Raw genomic sequence first — 15,987 nt, 5'->3', positions numbered from 1 at the left:
AATCTAACGCCATACCAACAGAGTCATTTGTGCCTACGCGGCGGCTCTTGTGTAGCGAGTCGTTGGCGACCTCGTTCATTGCATACCGCGACTCATTCGATTCATTCATGTTTCTGATCGAGCAGGCGTCGCGCGCTGATCAGACGCGAAAGATCGCGAGGGAGGCCCTTGGCAAAACCGATCCCGACGATGACCCCGAGCCAACTCAGAAAGCACTAAAGCGCTTTAGCAGGACCAACTCGGAGAATCTCGTCAACAACTCAGTGAATGCGTTTCAACGATATTTCTCGCAAATAGTCCAAGAATGCATTCGGAAGAAACCGGATATATTGACCTCAAACGAGCAGGTCCCAGTCCGAGATATCATTCACCTAAAGCGAATGTCCGATGTGATTGAGTTGCTCGTAGAAAGGCGCGTCAACAAGCTCGCTTACGAAGGCATTTCAGGAATCGAGTCGTATTTTCTAGATCGTCTAGGTTTAGCTATGTTTTCTAATGATCGAGAACGGCAGCTCACTCGCGAGTTCATCGAACTTAGAAACATCATTGTCCACAACGGGGGTATCGTAAATGCCATTTTTCTTGAACGCGTTGGGAGCTCACCTACGCGTCCATTCCGTCTAGGCAAGAGATACCATATTGGATGGGACGATTTCTGCGATTACGCCGCTAACATCATCGCCGTAACGTCAAACCTAGACAAAGCGGCCTGCACCAAATTCTCACTTCGCCGCAAGAAGTTTGGAACTTGGGTGGATCTAAAAAAGTCATAGCGGAATATTATCGTGCTTCTTCCAAGGGTTCGTCTGCACCTTCCCCTTCAGCGTCCGTAGCGCCCGGATCAGCCGCCGCCGCGTGCCGTGCGGCATGATCACGTCGTCGATGTAGCCCAGGCCCGCCGCCACGAAGGGGTTGGCGAAGCGCTCCTTGTACTCGGCCTCGCGCGCCGCCAGGGCTTCGGGGTCGCCGGCCTCCTTGCGGAAGATGATCTCGACCGCGCCCTTGGCCCCCATCACCGCGATCTCGGCCGAGGGCCAGGCGTAGTTGACGTCGCCGCGCAGGTGTTTGGAGCTCATCACGTCATAGGCCCCGCCATAGGCCTTGCGCGTGATCACCGTCAGCTTGGGCACCGTGGCCTCGGCATAGGCGAACAGCAGCTTGGCCCCGTGCTTGATCAGGGCGCCGTATTCCTGGCGCGTGCCGGGCATGAAGCCGGGCACGTCGACGAAGGTCACCAGCGGGATCGAGAAGGCGTCGCAGAAGCGCACGAACCGCGCGGCCTTGCGGGATGAGTCGATGTCCAGCACCCCCGCCAGCACCTGCGGCTGGTTGGCGACGATGCCGACCGACTGTCCGTCCAGACGGCCGAAGCCGCAGACGATATTCTTCGCGAAATCCGCCCCGATCTCGAAGAACTCGGCCTCGTCGACCGTCTTCAGGATCAGTTCCTTGATGTCATAGGGCTGGTTCGGATTGGCGGGCACCAGGGTGTCCAGCGAGGCCTCGTCCCGGTCGGGGTCGTCGTACGACTCGCGCACCGGCGGCTTCTCGCGGTTCGACAGCGGCAGGAAGCCGATCAGGCGGCGCACCTCCGACAGGGCCTCCAGATCGTTCTCGAACGCCCCGTCGGCCACGCCCGACTTGCCCGCATGGACCCGCGCCCCGCCCAGGTCCTCGTGGCTGACCACCTCGTTGGTGACCGTCTTCACCACGTCCGGGCCGGTTACGTACATGTAGCTCGTGTCCTTCACCATGAAGATGAAGTCGGTGATGGCGGGCGAATAGACGTCGCCGCCCGCGCACGGCCCCATGATCACGCTGATCTGGGGGATGACGCCCGACGCCAGGGTGTTCTGAAGGAAGATGTCGGCGTATCCCGCCAGGCTCTCCACCCCCTCCTGGATCCGCGCCCCGCCGGCGTCGAACAGGCCGATGATCGGGGCCCCATTGGTCAGGGCCATGGTCTGAAGCTTCACGATCTTGGCCGCGTGCGCGCCCGACAGCGACCCGCCGAACACGGTGAAGTCCTTGGAGAACACATAGACCAGCCGCCCGCCGATGGTGCCCCGCCCCGTCACCACGCCGTCGCCCGGCACGCGCTGGTGCTCCATCCCGAACTGGTGGCTGCGGTGCTCGACGAACATGTCGGTCTCTTCGAACGACCCCTCGTCCAGCAGGACCTCGATCCGCTCGCGCGCGGTCAGCTTGCCCTTGGCGTGCTGGGCCGCGATGCGGGCGGGGCCCCCGCCCTGACGCGCGGCTTCGCGGCGGGCTTCCAGCTGTTCGAGGATGGCTTTCATGAATCTCTCCTTGCGGCACCGATAGCCCTTCTCCCCTTGCGGGAGAAGGTGCCCCGGAGGGGCGGATGAGGGGTCACGCTGACATCAAAGGTCGTCGAGGCATCCGCATACCCCCTGCGCCGGAGTGACCCCTCATCCGTCAGGCTCCGCCTGCCACCTTCTCCCACAAGGGGAGAAGGACTGTTTCTTCCGGACCTGTAACCGCTTACAGTCCCGGCAAAAGAAGACGACCGGGATACAGGAGACGGAATGGCCGACGTGGCCCTGAGTGGAATTCGCAAATCGTTCGGCGCGACCGAGGTCCTGAAGGGCGTCGATCTGACCATCGCCGACGGCGAGTTCGTGGTCTTCGTCGGCCCGTCCGGCTGCGGAAAGTCCACCCTGCTGCGGGTCGTCGCGGGCCTCGAGGAGGCCGACGCCGGAGAGGTCTCGATCGGCGGCCGGGTCGTCACGGACATGAGCCCCTCGGACCGGGGCATCGCCATGGTGTTCCAGTCCTACGCCCTGTATCCGCACATGAGCGTCTACCAGAACATGGCCTTCGGCCTGACCCTGGCCAAGGCGGACAAGGCCGAGATCGACCGCCGCGTGCGCGCCGCCGCCGAGACCCTGAACATCACCGAATACCTGGACCGCAAGCCCAAGGCCCTGTCCGGCGGCCAGCGCCAGCGCGTCGCCATCGGCCGCGCCATCGTGCGCGAGCCCGAGGTCTTCCTGTTCGACGAGCCCCTGTCGAACCTCGACGCCGCCCTGCGCGTGCGCATGCGCTACGAGTTCGCGTCGCTCCATGGCCGCCTGAAGACCACCATGGTCTACGTCACCCACGACCAGGTCGAGGCCATGACCCTGGCCGACCGCATCGTGGTCCTGAATGGCGGCGTGGTCGAACAGGTCGGGGCCCCGATGGAGCTCTACGAGAACCCGCGCACCCTGTTCGTGGCCCAGTTCATCGGCAGCCCCAAGATGAACCTGATCTCGGCCGAGGTGGTGGAGGCCTCGTCCACCCGCGCCGTCGTCCGCACGCCTGCGGGCGAGACCCTGACGGTCGCGGCCCGGGCCTCGAACGCCACGGTCGGCCAGTCCATCACCCTGGGCATTCGGCCCGAGCACCTGACCCTGTCGGGCGAAGGCAGCGCCATCGCCGTGACCGTGGCCTTCGTCGAGACCCTGGGCAACGCCACCTATGCCTATGTCACCCATCCGGGTTCGCCCGAGACCCTGACGGTTCAGCTCCCCGGCGACGTGCGTCCGACGGTCGGGGAATCGCTGACCCTGCACATCGCGCCCGCCCACGGCCACCTGTTCGGGGCCGACGGGATCGCGTTTGCGCGGGGCTAGCGCTGCGCGCGGGCGGGCTCGTCCGGGATCACCGAGCCGACGACCAGGCTGACCAGACCGGTGATGATCGCGGCCCCTACCCCCGCCCACAGGCCGTCGACGCTGAACCCGCCGAGGAAGACCGCCACCAGTCCGATGGTCGCGGCGTTCACGACCAGCAGGAACAGGCCGAACGTCACCACCGTCAGCGGGAAGGTGACGAACACCAGGACCGGCCGCACGATCGCATTGACGATCCCCAGCAGCACCGCGGCGGCGACCAGCGACCCGGTCGATGAAAAGTCCACCCCCGGCACCACATAGGCCGACAGCCACAGCCCCAGCGCGGTGACCACGGCCTGCAGGATGAACCTCAGCATCGTTCCGCTCCGGATTTCGCCATCATCGTGAACCACGATATCGCCACGCTTCGGCGCCTTCGCAACCACGTCGGTTGACGGAACCGTAGCCGTTCACATGCGCTAACACGGCAGCCTCCCCGGCGCTTCAGATCAGAAGGACTTTCATCATGACCGACCAACGTATCGAAGGTGCCGCCAACGGCATCAGCGGCAAGCTCAAGAACGGCCTCGGCAACCTGACCGGCGACACCAAGCTGCAGGTCGAAGGCAAGTTCGACGAAGTGAAGGGCAAGGCCCTCGACGCCTATGGCCGCGCCATCGACAAGCTGGAAACCCTGTCGGAACGCGCCCCCGCCGACCTGCGCGACCCGATCAACACCGGCCTCGATTTCGCCCGTCGCAAGCCGCTGCTGACCACCGGCATTCTCGCCGGCCTGGCTTTCCTGCTCGCCGGTTCGGGCCGCCGCCGCTACTAGGCTTCAGCCTCCAGACAAACGAAAGGCCCGGGATCGCTCCCGGGCCTTTTTTATTCCTCCCCCGCGCAGCGGGGGAGGATTAAACCGCCTCGCCGTCCACCGTTTCCTTGACCGGCGCGCCGGTGGTGGGGGTGATGTCGAAGGCGATCTTGCCGTCGACCAGGGCGACCTTGACGTGACCGCCCCGCGTCAGACGTCCGAACAGGATGTCGTCGGCGAGCGGCTTCTTGATGTTCTCCTGGATGACCCGGCCCAGCGGGCGCGCGCCATACAGTTCGTCGAAGCCGTTCTTGGCCAGCCAGTCGGCCGCGTCGTCGGTCAGCTCGATGGTGATGTTGCGGTCCGCCAGCTGGGCTTCCAGCTGCAGCACGAACTTGGTCACCACCATGCGGATCGTCTCGGCCGCCAGAGGCTTGAACGACACCACGGCATCCAGACGGTTGCGGAACTCCGGCGCGAACAGGCGCTGGATGGCCTTCTCGTCCTCGCCCTCGACCTTGCCGCGACCGAAACCGATCGAGGCCCGGGCGTTGTCGGCCGCGCCCGCATTGGTGGTCATGATCAGGACCACGTTGCGGAAGTCGACCTTCTTGCCCACCGCGTCGGTCAGCATCCCGTTGTCCATGACCTGGAGCAGGATGTTGTAGACGTCCGGGTGCGCCTTCTCGATCTCGTCCAGCAGGACCACGGCGTGCGGGTGCTGGTCGACGGCGTCGGTCAGCAGGCCGCCCTGGTCATGGCCGACATAGCCCGGAGGGGCCCCGATCAGCCGGCTGACCGTGTGCCGCTCCATGTATTCCGACATGTCGAAGCGCAGCATCTCGATGCCCAGGGTAGAGGCCAGTTGCTTGGCCACCTCGGTCTTGCCCACGCCGGTCGGGCCGGCGAACAGGAAGGACCCGATGGGCTTTTGCGGATCGCGCAGACCGGCGCGGGCCAGCTTCATGGCCGAGGCCACCTGTTCGATCGCCGCGTCCTGGCCGAAGACAGCCCGGTTCAGGTCGGTCTGCAGCTCGCGCAGGCCTTCGGTGTCGGTCTTGGAGACGGACTTGGGCGGGATGCGCGCCATCTTGGCGACGACAGCCTCCACCTCCTTCTGGCCGATGACCTTCTTCCGCTTGGACTCGGGCAGCAGCATCTGCGACGCCCCGGCCTCGTCGATCACGTCGATCGCCTTGTCCGGCAGCTTGCGGTCGGTCATGTAACGCGCCGACAGCTCCACGGCCGAGCGGATCGCGGCGTCGGTGTAGCGCAGCTTGTGGTGTCCCTCGTAGGCGGTCTTCAGCCCTTTGAGGATCTTCACCGTGTCCTCGACCGTCGGCTCGTTGACGTCGATCTTCTGGAAGCGACGCACCAGGGCGCGGTCCTTCTCGAAGTGCTGGCGGTACTCCTTGTAGGTCGTCGAGCCCATGCAGCGCAGCGAGCCCGAAGCCAGCGCCGGCTTCAGCAGGTTGGAGGCGTCCATCGCCCCGCCCGAGGTCGCGCCGGCCCCGATCACCGTGTGGATCTCGTCGATGAACAGGATGGCGTCCTCGTGGGTCTCCAGCTCCTTGACGACCTGCTTCAGCCGCTCCTCGAAGTCGCCGCGGTAGCGGGTCCCGGCCAGCAGCGCGCCCATGTCGAGCGAGTAGATGGTCGCGCCCTTCAGCACATCCGGCACCTCGCCCTTGACGATCTTCAGCGCCAGGCCTTCGGCGATGGCCGTCTTGCCGACGCCGGGTTCACCGACCAGCAGCGGGTTGTTCTTGGTCCGGCGGCACAGGATCTGGATCGAGCGGTCGACCTCGGCCTGACGCCCGATCAGCGGGTCGATCTTGCCGTTCTTCGACTTCTCGTTCAGGTCGACGCAGTAGGCCTCCAGAGCCTCTCCGCCCGACTTGACGGCCGCGGCGTCCTCGGCCTCCTCGGGCGACTGGCCCTGGGCCTTGGGCGGACGCGCCTCGCCCGCGCCGGCCTTCTTGGGAATGCCGTGGGCGATGAAATTGACCGCGTCATAGCGGGTCATGTCCTGCTCCTGCAGGAAATAGGCGGCGTGGCTCTCGCGCTCGCTGAAGATGGCGACCAGCACGTTCGCGCCGGACACTTCCTCGCGACCCGACGACTGCACGTGGATCACCGCGCGCTGGATCACGCGCTGGAAGCCGGCGGTCGGCTTGGCGTCCTCGCCGTCCGAGGTCGCGAGGGCGGCGAGGTCGGTGTCGACATACAGCGTCAGCGCCGTCTTCAGCGCGGTGAGGTCGACGTTGCAGGCCTTCATGACCGCCGAGGCATCGGCGTCATCGACAAGGGCCAGCAGCAGGTGTTCGAGCGTCGCATACTCGTGGCGGCGTTCGTTGGCATAGGAGACCGCGCGGTGCAGGGTCTCTTCGAGAGGACGTGAAAACGAGGGCATGGGGAGATCCTCTCAGTCTTTTTCCATAGTGCACTGTAACGGGTGCTGGTGACGGCGCGCCGTCTCGACCACCTGGGCGACCTTGGTTTCGGCCACTTCGTAGGTGAAGACGCCGCAGACTCCGACGCCATGCTGATGCACATGCAGCATGATGCGGGTCGCGTCCTCGCGGCTCTTCTGGAAGAACCGCTCCAGCACATAGACGACGAATTCCATCGGCGTGTAGTCGTCGTTCAGGATCAGCACCCGATAGAGCGAGGGCTTCTGAAGCTTGGGCTTTGTCTCGGTGATGGTGGCGGCACCCTGGCCGCCCCCGTTCTGTTCACCTGGCCTTCTTGTCGGCATCTACGTTCCGGTTGGGAGTTCGAGTGTTCAGATAGGTGATGATGGCCTGATTTGAAGGGACGTCCAGTCACTTCTCCCTCCCGCAGCCGGCTGGGACCACGGGCCGCTCGAGGGTGGGGACGTCCGGCCGGCCCGGACGGACGGCGCGTGTCCATCGTCGTTAACGGCCGCATCCGCTCTGACAGGCCTTCGTAGCTACGGCCATGGCGTGCAAGATTCCCGAGACCGACGAAGAGCTTGATGTGTTGTGGAGAGCGGTATTCGGCCAGCCGCTGCCGGTGCTCGGAGCCCCCAAGATCGCCGGCGCCATCCTGGCGCGCCATCTGGCCGAGGGTGGCACCAAACCTGCCGGTCGATAGAACACCCCCGGGGCGAACAGCAAAAAGGCCCCGGCGTTTCCGCCGGGGCCCCTTCGTTACGCTACGATCTGTCTCAGGCTTAGCGGGCGGCCTGGAAGGTTTCGACGGTCGCGGTCACGCGCTCGTTGATCGGCTTGAAGCTGTCCTTGACCGAACCGGTCAGGGTCTCGGTCATCTTGGTGACTTCCGAGAGGTAGGTTTCCATGGCCGACTTGGCATAGTTGGTCTGCAGCTCGATCAGCTCCTGGACCGAACGGGCCTTGGCGATCGTCTGGGCGGCGGCGACGCCGTTTTCCCAGCTGGACTTGCTGTAGGACAGGGCCTGCGCCGACAGGGCCTCGACGCCCTTCTGGGCGGCGGTGGCCGAAGCGGTCAGGGCTTCCAGGTTCTGCTTCGAATGGGCCGACAGTTCAGCCATCGAGGCCGAGGTCTTGTCCATCGTCTCGCGCAGGGCCTGGGTGCCCGTCGCCTGCATCTTCTCGGCCTGGGCCTTGAACTGCTCGCCCTGGACCTTGGCGCTGGTGGTGGCGGTTTCGACGGTCTTCTTGATGGTTTCGGCGCTGTCGGCCATGTGAAGTCTCCTGAACCTGATGATCGCGGTTGGCCCGCGGAATGTTTCTCGTCCCAGGCGAGTCCCGGGCGACCCCGCCCATATGGTGCAAGTGCGAACAGAGGTCAAGACGATTTGTGCAGTGCAACATACCCACATTAGGGCACCGGGCGGGCGTCAGATTCTGCTCGTTCAAATCTGCGTTGATCTCTGCTTAACCACCCTGAAACCTGCGGCTCCCATGCTAAGGGATCACTTGCGACGCGCCGGGGGGCCGCCGCCGCGCCACAAAGGATGAGGCTTCGATAGGCGATGATGCGTGACCGTCCGTCCTTCCCGCGCCGCCTGCTGGCCCTCGGCCTGGCCCTGCTGGTGCTGGCGGGTCTGTCGGGGCCCCTGACGACCACACGAGTCGAGGCCCAGTCGGGCGAAAACAGCCGCTATGCCGCGATCGTGGTCGATGCCGGAACCGGCGAGGTCCTGTTCGCCCGTCACGCCGACAGCCAGCGCTATCCCGCGTCGGTCACCAAGATGATGACCCTGTATCTGGTCTTCGAGGCGCTCGAGAAGGGCACCGTCCACCTCGACGACGTGATCACCGTCTCGCCCCTGGCCGCCTCGCAGCCCCCGTCGAAACTCGGCCTCGCCGCCGGTCAGACGATCCGGCTGGATGACGCCATGCGCGCCACCACCGTCCGGTCGGCCAACGACATGGCCATGGTGCTGGCCGAGCACATCGGCGGCTCCCAGGCCCGTTTCGCGGCTCTGGCAACGCTGAAGGCGCAGGAGCTGGGCATGGGCCAGACCCGCTACGTCAATCCGAACGGCCTGCCCGACAGCCGCCAGCTGACCTCCGCCCGCGATCTGGCCATCCTGTCGCGCGCCATCATGCGCGACTATCCCCAGTACTACAGCTATTTCGGGATCCACGACTGGACCTATCAGGGCCGGGAGTATCGCAACACGAACGGCCTGCTGCTGGGCGGCAACGGCTATGACGGCATCAAGACCGGCTTCACCAATGCCTCCGGCTACAACCTGGCGGCCTCGGCCGTGCGGGGCGGCAAGCGCGTGATCACCATCGTCCTCGGCGGTCGATCCAGCATCACCCGCAACGCCCATGTCGCGGCTTTGATGGACACAGGCTTCGAGGTCGAGACCCGGCGCGCCGCCGGGGAGCGGATCGAGGAGGCACAGACCTTCTTCGAGCAACGCGGCTTTGGCCTTGGAGCCCCCGACGGCGGCGCGCCCGTGGCCTACGCGGCCCTGAACGGCCAGCCGGCTCCGTCCGAACAGGGCAGCGCCTATGTGACCGCGACCACGCCGCCGGTCACCGCCGTCGCCAACACGCGCCCGCCGACAACGACGCCACCGGGCTATGGCCCCAACGTCGTCCCCTATCAGACGGCCGTCGCCCAGGCCGCCCCGCGCCCGCAGGCGCAGCCGCCCGTCACCGCGCCGGTCCAGCAGGCCCCGGTCCAGCGCGCCGCGGTCGCGCCACCGCGCGGCAACCTGACCGCCAGCCTCAACAGCGGCGTCGCGACCTCTGCGGCAGGATCGTTGAATCGTCCCGGCGCGGCGGCGGCCAATCCGCCCCGCCCGACCGCACCCGCATCGGCCGCCGGCCGCTGGGCGGTTCAGGTCGGGGCCTTCCGCGACGCCACCGTGGCCCGTGACTGGCTGACCGAGGTCAACCGCCGCTTCCGGGCCCAGTTCGCCTCGGCCGAGCGCACCGTGGTGGATGCCGCCGGCTGGCACCGCTCGCGCTTCGTCGGCATGACCCAGGCCTCGGCCGAAAGCGCGTGCGAAGCCCTGTCGGCCCGTAACGTCACCTGCATGGTGGTGCGCCCGGGGGCGTAACCTCCGCGCAGACCGGAGCGACGTCGGTCAAAGCCGGCATCGCGCAAACGTTGCCGGGATTGGATCGAGCGCGCTAAACTGCACCAATATTATGCAGTTTGACGCATAGGGGGAATGGACGTGGCCACCGTACGCAAGACGATCACCCTCACCGTGCAGCAGGATGCCTGGATTGCCGCCCAGATCGAGGCGGGCAGCTATACCAACGACAGCGAGGCCATCCGCGACCTGATCCGCCGGGAGCAGGAGCGGACGTTCGAGATCGACACGCTTCGACAGGCCCTCAAGGAGGGCGAACAGAGCGGCGAGCCGGAACCGTTCGATTTCGCCGCCTTCAAACAGCAGAAAGCCGCGCAACATGGCTGAGTATCGGCTCAGCCCCCGGGCTCAGCGCGATCTCGCCGACCTTTTTGATCACACCGTGTCCCAGTGGGATCTGGACCAGGCCCTGCGCTACACGGATCTCATCGACGCCGCTCTCGCCAGACTCGCCGATGCGCCGTTCCGCGCCCAGGCCTGTGACGCCATCCGGCAGGGCTATCGCCGGCGGACCGTCCAGCAGCATGTCATCTACTTCCGGCCAATGCCTTACGGTATCGCCGTCATCCGCATCCTGCACCAGCGCATGGACGCGGCCCGTCATCTGTAAGGTGAGCATGCCGCTTGCCCCCGTCTTCGAAGCCGCTTTAGGTCACGACCATGCGCCACCCCCGGCCTGACAGTCTGGAAGCCGCCCTCGCGCGTGTGTTCCAGAACCAGAACACCAAGGCCAGCTGGTTCGCCCTGACCGGAGGCGAACTGCTGTTCTCGGCCGGTGAAGCCCCGGACAGCCTCTATCTGGTCCGCTCCGGCCGTCTGGGCGTCTTCCGCCAGGAAGACGACCAGGCCCCGCAGTTCCTGGGGGTGGTCAAGCCGGGCGAGCCCGTGGGCGAGATGGCCCTGATCGCGGGAACGCCCCACACCTCCAGCGTCGTGGCCCTGCGCGATTCCGAAATCCTCGCCCTGCCGGCCGAGGTCTTCTTCGAGGCCGTCCGCACCCAGCCCGACGTGATGATCGAGCTGTCGCGCCTGATGCTGCATCGCGCCCGGGAACGCGCACCGGGCGTCACCGAACCCAGCGTGTTCGGCTTCATCTCGGTGCGAAACCGGCCGATCCGGGCCTTCGTCGAGCGCGTCGCGGCGGCGGTCGAGGCCCAGGGCTTCACCTGTCAGGTCATCGACCATTCGGCCCTGTCGTCGGTGTCGGAATGGTTCTCACGCATGGAGGACACCCACGACTTCGTCCTCTATGTCGCCGAGCTGGACGAGCCGTCCTGGGCCAATCTGTGCGCGCGCCAGGTCGACCGGCTGTTCGTCGTCGGCGATGCCCTGACCGCGCCCCCGGCCTCGATCCCCAGCCGCACCGCCCACGGGCTGCAGCAGTTCACCGACCTGATCCTGCTGCGCGATCCCCGGATGTCGCGCCCGGCCAATACCGCGGTCTGGCTCAACGCCATCAACCCCGGCCGCTGGTTCCACGCAATGGAGTCCGATCCCCACGACGCCGCCCGGATCGCCCGGATCATCACGGGCACGGCGATCGGGCTGGTCCTGTCCGGCGGCGGGGCGCGGGCCTATGCCCACATCGGCGTCGTGCGGGCATTGCGGGAAGCCGGGGTCCGGTTCGACTTCCTGGGCGGCTCGTCCATGGGGGCCGTCATCGCGGCCGGCCCGGCCCTGAACTGGTCCGACGAGGAGCTGGACGCCCGCATCCGGCGCGCCTTCGTCCGCTCCGACCCCCTGTCCGACCTCGCTTTTCCGATGATCGCCATGACCCGCGCGGGCAAGGTCGCGCGTCTGCTGGAGGAGGCCTACGGCGACATCGACATCGCCGACATGCCCCTGCCCTTCTTCGCCGTGTCGTCGAACCTGACCTCGGGCCGGATCGAGGTCCACCGCCGGGGGCTGCTGCGCCGGGCCATGCGGGCCTCCATCTCCATCCCCGGCGTCATGCCGCCCGTGGTCATCGAGGGTCAGGTCCTGGTGGACGGGGCCGTGATCAAGAATTTCCCGACCGACGTGATGCGCCAGTTCAACGCCGGCCCGATCATCGGCGTGGATATGTCCCAGATGCGGGGCGTCGATCCGGGCGCGCTGGAGAATCCCCCGTCCTGGTGGCGCTGGATCGCGTCCGGGGCCTGGAAGAAGGGACCGCCCATCGTCTCGATCCTGATGCGCGCGGCGACCATCACCACCGATGCCGAGCTGGACAACTCCCGCGCGGAAACCGACGTGCTCATCCTGCCGACGCCGCAAGGCTCCGACATCCGTGACTGGAAGACCTACGACCCGGTCGTCGCCTCGGGCCATGCCGCGGCCCTCGAGGCTCTGGCCCGGATCGACGGGCCGATCGAGACGATCCGCAAGCGGAAGCGGGCTCCGATCGAGCCCCTGGCCGCGACACCCGATCCGGTCGTCATCCCGCTGACGCCGGCCTAGCCCCCGGCGGCGTTCGTGTCCGTCCAGGCCACGATCTGGCTGTTCAGGTCCCGCGTCGCCACGTCGTAGGCGTCGACGATCGTCGCGATCCGGTTCTCGCTGGCGGGCTGGCTGACCTCGAAGGTCTGCTCCGCCACCACCGTCCGCTCGGGGAACCGGAGCAGACGCGCCCGGGCGCTGATGACGATCGTCGGCACGCCGCCGGCATAGTCATAGCGCGTCTCGAAGCTGCGCATGTCGATGTCCAGCACCCGCGTCGTCGGCGTCAGCTCGCGCCGCCCGATCAGACGCACGGCCCGGGCCTGTCCGGCGAACGCGCCTTCCAGGCTGTCGGCATAGAGCTGTTGCGCCGGCGAGACCCAGCGCGCGCCCGCGATGAAGGCCGCCTGGGTGCCGGTCACGCCCAGCAGACGGTCGCCCTGCGAGGCCTGCGGAAACTCCACGGCGCGCAGCTTGACCTGCACCGGCTCGGCGACGGCCTGGGCCGGCGTCGCGCCCGTGGTCCCGAACCGGTAAAGCTGCACCGGATCCGGCGACGACAGCAGGGCACAGCCCGACAGGGTGACGGCGGCGACCGCGGTGGCAAGGATCGAACGGATCAAGGCTGGACCTCCAGTTCCTGGGACGGTGGCCGTCCGATGAAGTCTCGCGGGCTGGCCCGCACGTCGTCGACCAGGCCCTGCAGCGAATCCGTCGCCTCCTGCAGGCCCTGAATGGCCTCCAGCAGCTGCGGAATGCCCGTGGTGGTCAGCTCGCCGACCGGCCCTTCCAGGCCCGTCGCCGTGCGATTGATGCTGGCGATCGCGGTGCGCGCGTCACCGGCCGCCGCGTTGATGCTGGCCACGGCCTCGGCCCCGTCGGTGTTGATCAGGCGACGCGCATCGGCCCCCAGGGCCTCGTACTCGCCCACCGCGGCATTCGCCTTGGTCAGGGCCTCTTCCAGTTCCTTGAACATGCCCTTGCGCGCTTCCAGCTCGTTGGACAGCGATTCCACGTTCTTCAGCGTGGTCGAGAAGCTGCGGATGTTGTCGTCGGACAGGACCCGGTTGACGCGGTTCAGCGCGTCCACGGCCTGGGCCAGCACGGTGCCCGACCCGCTCAGCAGCTCGGCGAACGGCGAGGCCTGGCTCTGGATGACCGGCACCACATCGTCGGCGTACTGGGTCTTCAGCAGCGGGCTGCCCTCGGTCCCGGCAGTGATCTGCACGAAGTTCAGACCCGTGATGCCCTGCGGCTCCAGCTGGGCGCGGCTGGTGACGCGCACCGGCGTCGTCGCGTCCAGGCGGACCCGCGCGATGACCTGATCGCCCTTGTTGGGGTCCAGGTTCAGGTCGGTGACCTCACCCACCCGGATGCCGTTGAAATGCACCTCGCCGCCTTCCGACACCCCGTTCACCGGCCCGGTGAAGACGATGTCGTACAGGTCGTAGCTGTCGTTGAACTGCAGCCGGGCCAGCCAGATGGCGAACACCGCCAGGGCCGCCAGAAGGGCGACGGTGGCGATGCCGACGGCGGCGTAATGTGCGTCTCGTTCCATCTCGTTCTCGTCCTACGCAGCCTTGGTGGCGGCGCGACCGCGCGGCCCCAGGAAGTATTCCTTGATCCACGGGTGGTCGGATTTCTCCAGCTCCTGCACCGTGGCCTTCTCGACGACCCGCTTGTCCGCCAGCACCGCCACCTTGTCGCAGATGGCATAGAGGCTATCGAGGTCGTGGGTGATCATGAACACGGTCAGCCCCAGGTCGTCCGACAGCTTGCGGATCAGCTCGTCGAACGCTGCGGCGCCGATCGGGTCCAGCCCGGCCGTCGGTTCGTCCAGGAACAGCAGTTCGGGATCCAGCGACAGCGCCCGGGCCAGTCCGACGCGCTTGCGCATCCCGCCCGACAGTTCCGCCGGCTTCTGGTGATGGCTTTCGGGCTTCAGTCCGACCATGGCGATCTTCATTTCCGCCAGTTCGCGGATCGTGTCCTTCGGCAGGTTCGTATGCTCGACCATCGGGGATGCCACGTTCTGCAGAACGCTCAGCGAGCTGAACAGCGCGCCCTGCTGGAACAGCACGCCGGTCCGCCGCTCGATGTCGGCGCTGTCGGCCTCGGACAGGTCGCCGGTGTCGTGGCCGAAGATCCGGATCGACCCGCCCTCCGGCTCCTTCAGCCCGATGATGGAGTTCAGCAGCACCGTCTTGCCGGTGCCGGACCCGCCGACGACGCCCAGCACCTCGCCCCGGACGACGTCCAGATCGAGGTTCTCGTGGATCACCTGGTCCCCGAACTGGCTGCGCAGGCCGCGCACCTCGATCAGGTTGTCGGGGGCCGTAGCCGCGTCGTTGGCGGCCGCGACCGGGGGCTGATCGGTCATATGTCCAGCTCCAGGTAGATCAGGGCGAACACGGCATCCAGAAAGATGATCGCGAAGATCGCCTGCACCACGGCCGCCGTCACGCGCCGCCCAAGACTCTCCACGTCCCCGGACACGGCCAGACCTTGGCGGCAGCCGATCGCGGCGATGACGATGGCGAACACCGGGGCCTTGGACAGGCCCACCAGCATGTGGGTGAACATATCCGGCGTATCGACCATGCGCTGCAGGAAGAAGGCCGGCCCGAGCGCCAGCTGGCTCCAGGTCACGATCAGACCGCCGAACAGGCCCGCGATCATGCCGACGAACGTCAGCAGGGGGACCATGACCAGCATGGCGGCCAGACGCGGGATCACCAGAGCCTGGAACGGGTCGACGCCCATGACCTGCATGGCGTCGACCTCCTGGTTCATCCGCATCGAACCGACCTCGGCCGCGAACGACGAGGCAGACCGGCCGGCCAGCAGGATGGCGGTGATCAGCACCGCGAGCTCGCGCAGGATCGACACCCCGATCAGATCGACCGCGAACACGCCCGCGCCGAACTGGGTCAGCAGGTCGGCTCCGAGGAAGGCGATGACGGCCCCGATGAAGAAGTTGGTGACCGCGATGATCGGCATGGCGTCCAGACCCGAACGCTCGGCCTGGCTGACCCAGGCGGGCCAGCGGATGGCTCCGGGATGGCGGACCGCGTTCCCGGTCGCCGCCATCAGCCGCCCCAGGAAGGCCATGGACAGCAGGAACTCGGCCGCCGCGTCGTGAACACCGTGACCCATCCGCGCGAAGATGCGCGTCAGCGACGCCTGGCGTCGCGGCGCCGGCATCGACTTGCGCTCCAGCGTCTCGACCATGTCATAGATGCGGCCGGCCTCCGGGCGGGATTGCCAGGCGTCCTTGGGCAGGGTCAGTCCGGACGCCTGCACCAGCGCCAGCGCACCCGCCGTATCGAACCGGCCGAGTCCGCTCAGATCCACAGACTGGATCGTCCGCCCCGACAGTCCGTCCGACAGGCGAGCGGCCGTACGGCCCAGCGACATCGTCGTCCAGTCACCCGTCAGCCGCAGGACAGAGCCCCCGCCGGTCGCGTCGTCGATCTGGAAATCAGCCGTGCTCATGCGCTCTCCATAGCGGAGTGCGACTGAATCGCCCATGCCCGGCCAGGGCAGCCGGCACACGTCGTTCGACGGGA

General features: G+C 66.7%; 17 protein-coding genes. 8 read left to right on the top strand and 9 right to left on the bottom strand.

Features of this window, described 5'->3' with window-relative positions; translation table 11 throughout:
* Window positions 1-107 precede the first annotated feature (107 nt).
* Window positions 108-773, top strand: a complete 666-nt coding sequence (locus BRESU_RS17370; RefSeq protein ID WP_156796129.1) for a hypothetical protein — start codon at window positions 108-110, stop codon at window positions 771-773.
* On the opposite strand, the gene BRESU_RS07230 is transcribed toward BRESU_RS17370, so the two are convergent.
* Complete coding sequence (locus BRESU_RS07230) at window positions 768-2,300, bottom strand: acyl-CoA carboxylase subunit beta (protein WP_013268883.1); 1,533 nt, start codon at window positions 2,298-2,300, stop codon at window positions 768-770. The genes BRESU_RS17370 and BRESU_RS07230 overlap by 6 nt on opposite strands.
* Window positions 2,301-2,549: 249 nt before the next feature.
* Here BRESU_RS07230 and BRESU_RS07225 point away from each other — a divergent pair, with 249 nt between their 5' ends.
* Window positions 2,550-3,638, top strand: a complete 1,089-nt coding sequence (locus tag BRESU_RS07225) for an ABC transporter ATP-binding protein (protein WP_013268882.1) — start codon at window positions 2,550-2,552, stop codon at window positions 3,636-3,638.
* On the opposite strand, the gene BRESU_RS07220 is transcribed toward BRESU_RS07225, so the two are convergent.
* Entirely contained in the window at window positions 3,635-3,997 is a 363-nt protein-coding gene (locus tag BRESU_RS07220; protein ID WP_013268881.1) for a phage holin family protein, read from the bottom strand. The two genes, BRESU_RS07225 and BRESU_RS07220, sit on opposite strands and share 4 nt — an antisense overlap.
* 149 nt (window positions 3,998-4,146) lie before the next feature.
* On the opposite strand from BRESU_RS07220, the gene BRESU_RS07215 reads away from it, so the two are divergent.
* Entirely contained in the window at window positions 4,147-4,455 is a 309-nt protein-coding gene (locus BRESU_RS07215; RefSeq protein ID WP_013268880.1) for a CsbD family protein, read from the top strand.
* Between the two features lie 79 nt (window positions 4,456-4,534).
* Here BRESU_RS07215 and clpA read toward each other — a convergent pair whose 3' ends face one another.
* Together clpA and clpS are read right to left on the bottom strand one after the other, a co-directional pair.
* The gene (gene clpA, locus BRESU_RS07210; RefSeq protein ID WP_013268879.1) at window positions 4,535-6,847 is read right to left on the bottom strand and encodes an ATP-dependent Clp protease ATP-binding subunit ClpA; all 2,313 of its coding nucleotides are present in this window, start codon (window positions 6,845-6,847) and stop codon (window positions 4,535-4,537) included.
* Window positions 6,848-6,859: 12 nt separating this feature from the next.
* The gene (gene clpS, locus BRESU_RS07205) at window positions 6,860-7,192 is read right to left on the bottom strand and encodes an ATP-dependent Clp protease adapter ClpS (RefSeq protein WP_013268878.1); all 333 of its coding nucleotides are present in this window, start codon (window positions 7,190-7,192) and stop codon (window positions 6,860-6,862) included.
* 203 nt (window positions 7,193-7,395) lie between these two features.
* Between clpS and BRESU_RS17135 the strand changes: the two genes are divergently transcribed.
* Window positions 7,396-7,551, top strand: a complete 156-nt coding sequence (locus tag BRESU_RS17135; protein WP_013268877.1) for a hypothetical protein — start codon at window positions 7,396-7,398, stop codon at window positions 7,549-7,551.
* A 79-nt stretch (window positions 7,552-7,630) separates the two neighbouring features.
* Here the strand turns inward: BRESU_RS17135 and BRESU_RS07200 are convergent, their stop codons facing one another.
* Window positions 7,631-8,122: a phasin family protein gene (locus BRESU_RS07200; RefSeq protein ID WP_013268876.1), complete on the bottom strand. Its 492-nt coding sequence runs from the start codon at window positions 8,120-8,122 to the stop codon at window positions 7,631-7,633.
* Window positions 8,123-8,413: 291 nt separating this feature from the next.
* Between BRESU_RS07200 and BRESU_RS07195 the strand changes: the two genes are divergently transcribed.
* From BRESU_RS07195 to BRESU_RS07180, 4 genes are all read left to right on the top strand, one after another.
* Window positions 8,414-9,961: a serine hydrolase gene (locus BRESU_RS07195; RefSeq protein ID WP_245528614.1), complete on the top strand. Its 1,548-nt coding sequence runs from the start codon at window positions 8,414-8,416 to the stop codon at window positions 9,959-9,961.
* 114 nt (window positions 9,962-10,075) lie between these two features.
* Complete coding sequence (locus BRESU_RS07190; protein WP_013268874.1) at window positions 10,076-10,327, top strand: type II toxin-antitoxin system ParD family antitoxin; 252 nt, start codon at window positions 10,076-10,078, stop codon at window positions 10,325-10,327.
* Window positions 10,320-10,610: a type II toxin-antitoxin system RelE/ParE family toxin gene (locus tag BRESU_RS07185; protein WP_013268873.1), complete on the top strand. Its 291-nt coding sequence runs from the start codon at window positions 10,320-10,322 to the stop codon at window positions 10,608-10,610. The genes BRESU_RS07190 and BRESU_RS07185 overlap by 8 nt, the downstream gene beginning before the upstream one ends.
* Before the next feature lie 50 nt (window positions 10,611-10,660).
* Window positions 10,661-12,439 carry a patatin-like phospholipase family protein gene (locus BRESU_RS07180; RefSeq protein ID WP_013268872.1) on the top strand — a complete coding sequence of 593 codons (1,779 nt, stop codon included), beginning with the start codon at window positions 10,661-10,663 and terminating at the stop codon, window positions 12,437-12,439.
* Here BRESU_RS07180 and BRESU_RS07175 read toward each other — a convergent pair.
* From BRESU_RS07175 to BRESU_RS07160, 4 genes are read right to left on the bottom strand one after another with little or no spacing between them, the layout of a single operon-like run.
* Window positions 12,436-13,041, bottom strand: coding sequence for an ABC-type transport auxiliary lipoprotein family protein (locus tag BRESU_RS07175; RefSeq protein ID WP_013268871.1), 606 nt, complete (start codon window positions 13,039-13,041; stop codon window positions 12,436-12,438). The genes BRESU_RS07180 and BRESU_RS07175 overlap by 4 nt on opposite strands.
* Entirely contained in the window at window positions 13,038-13,976 is a 939-nt protein-coding gene (locus BRESU_RS07170; RefSeq protein WP_013268870.1) for an MlaD family protein, read from the bottom strand. The genes BRESU_RS07175 and BRESU_RS07170 overlap by 4 nt, the downstream gene beginning before the upstream one ends.
* A 12-nt stretch (window positions 13,977-13,988) precedes the next feature.
* Window positions 13,989-14,798 carry an ABC transporter ATP-binding protein gene (locus BRESU_RS07165; RefSeq protein WP_013268869.1) on the bottom strand — a complete coding sequence of 270 codons (810 nt, stop codon included), beginning with the start codon at window positions 14,796-14,798 and terminating at the stop codon, window positions 13,989-13,991.
* Window positions 14,795-15,913, bottom strand: a complete 1,119-nt coding sequence (locus BRESU_RS07160) for an ABC transporter permease (RefSeq protein WP_013268868.1) — start codon at window positions 15,911-15,913, stop codon at window positions 14,795-14,797. The genes BRESU_RS07165 and BRESU_RS07160 overlap by 4 nt, the downstream gene beginning before the upstream one ends.
* Window positions 15,914-15,987 lie beyond the last annotated feature (74 nt).

Origin of the sequence: Brevundimonas subvibrioides ATCC 15264 (assembly GCF_000144605.1) — a bacterium.
Classification (GTDB): Bacteria; Pseudomonadota; Alphaproteobacteria; order Caulobacterales; family Caulobacteraceae; genus Brevundimonas; species Brevundimonas subvibrioides.
This window is presented reverse-complemented; position numbering and strand designations above follow the sequence as displayed.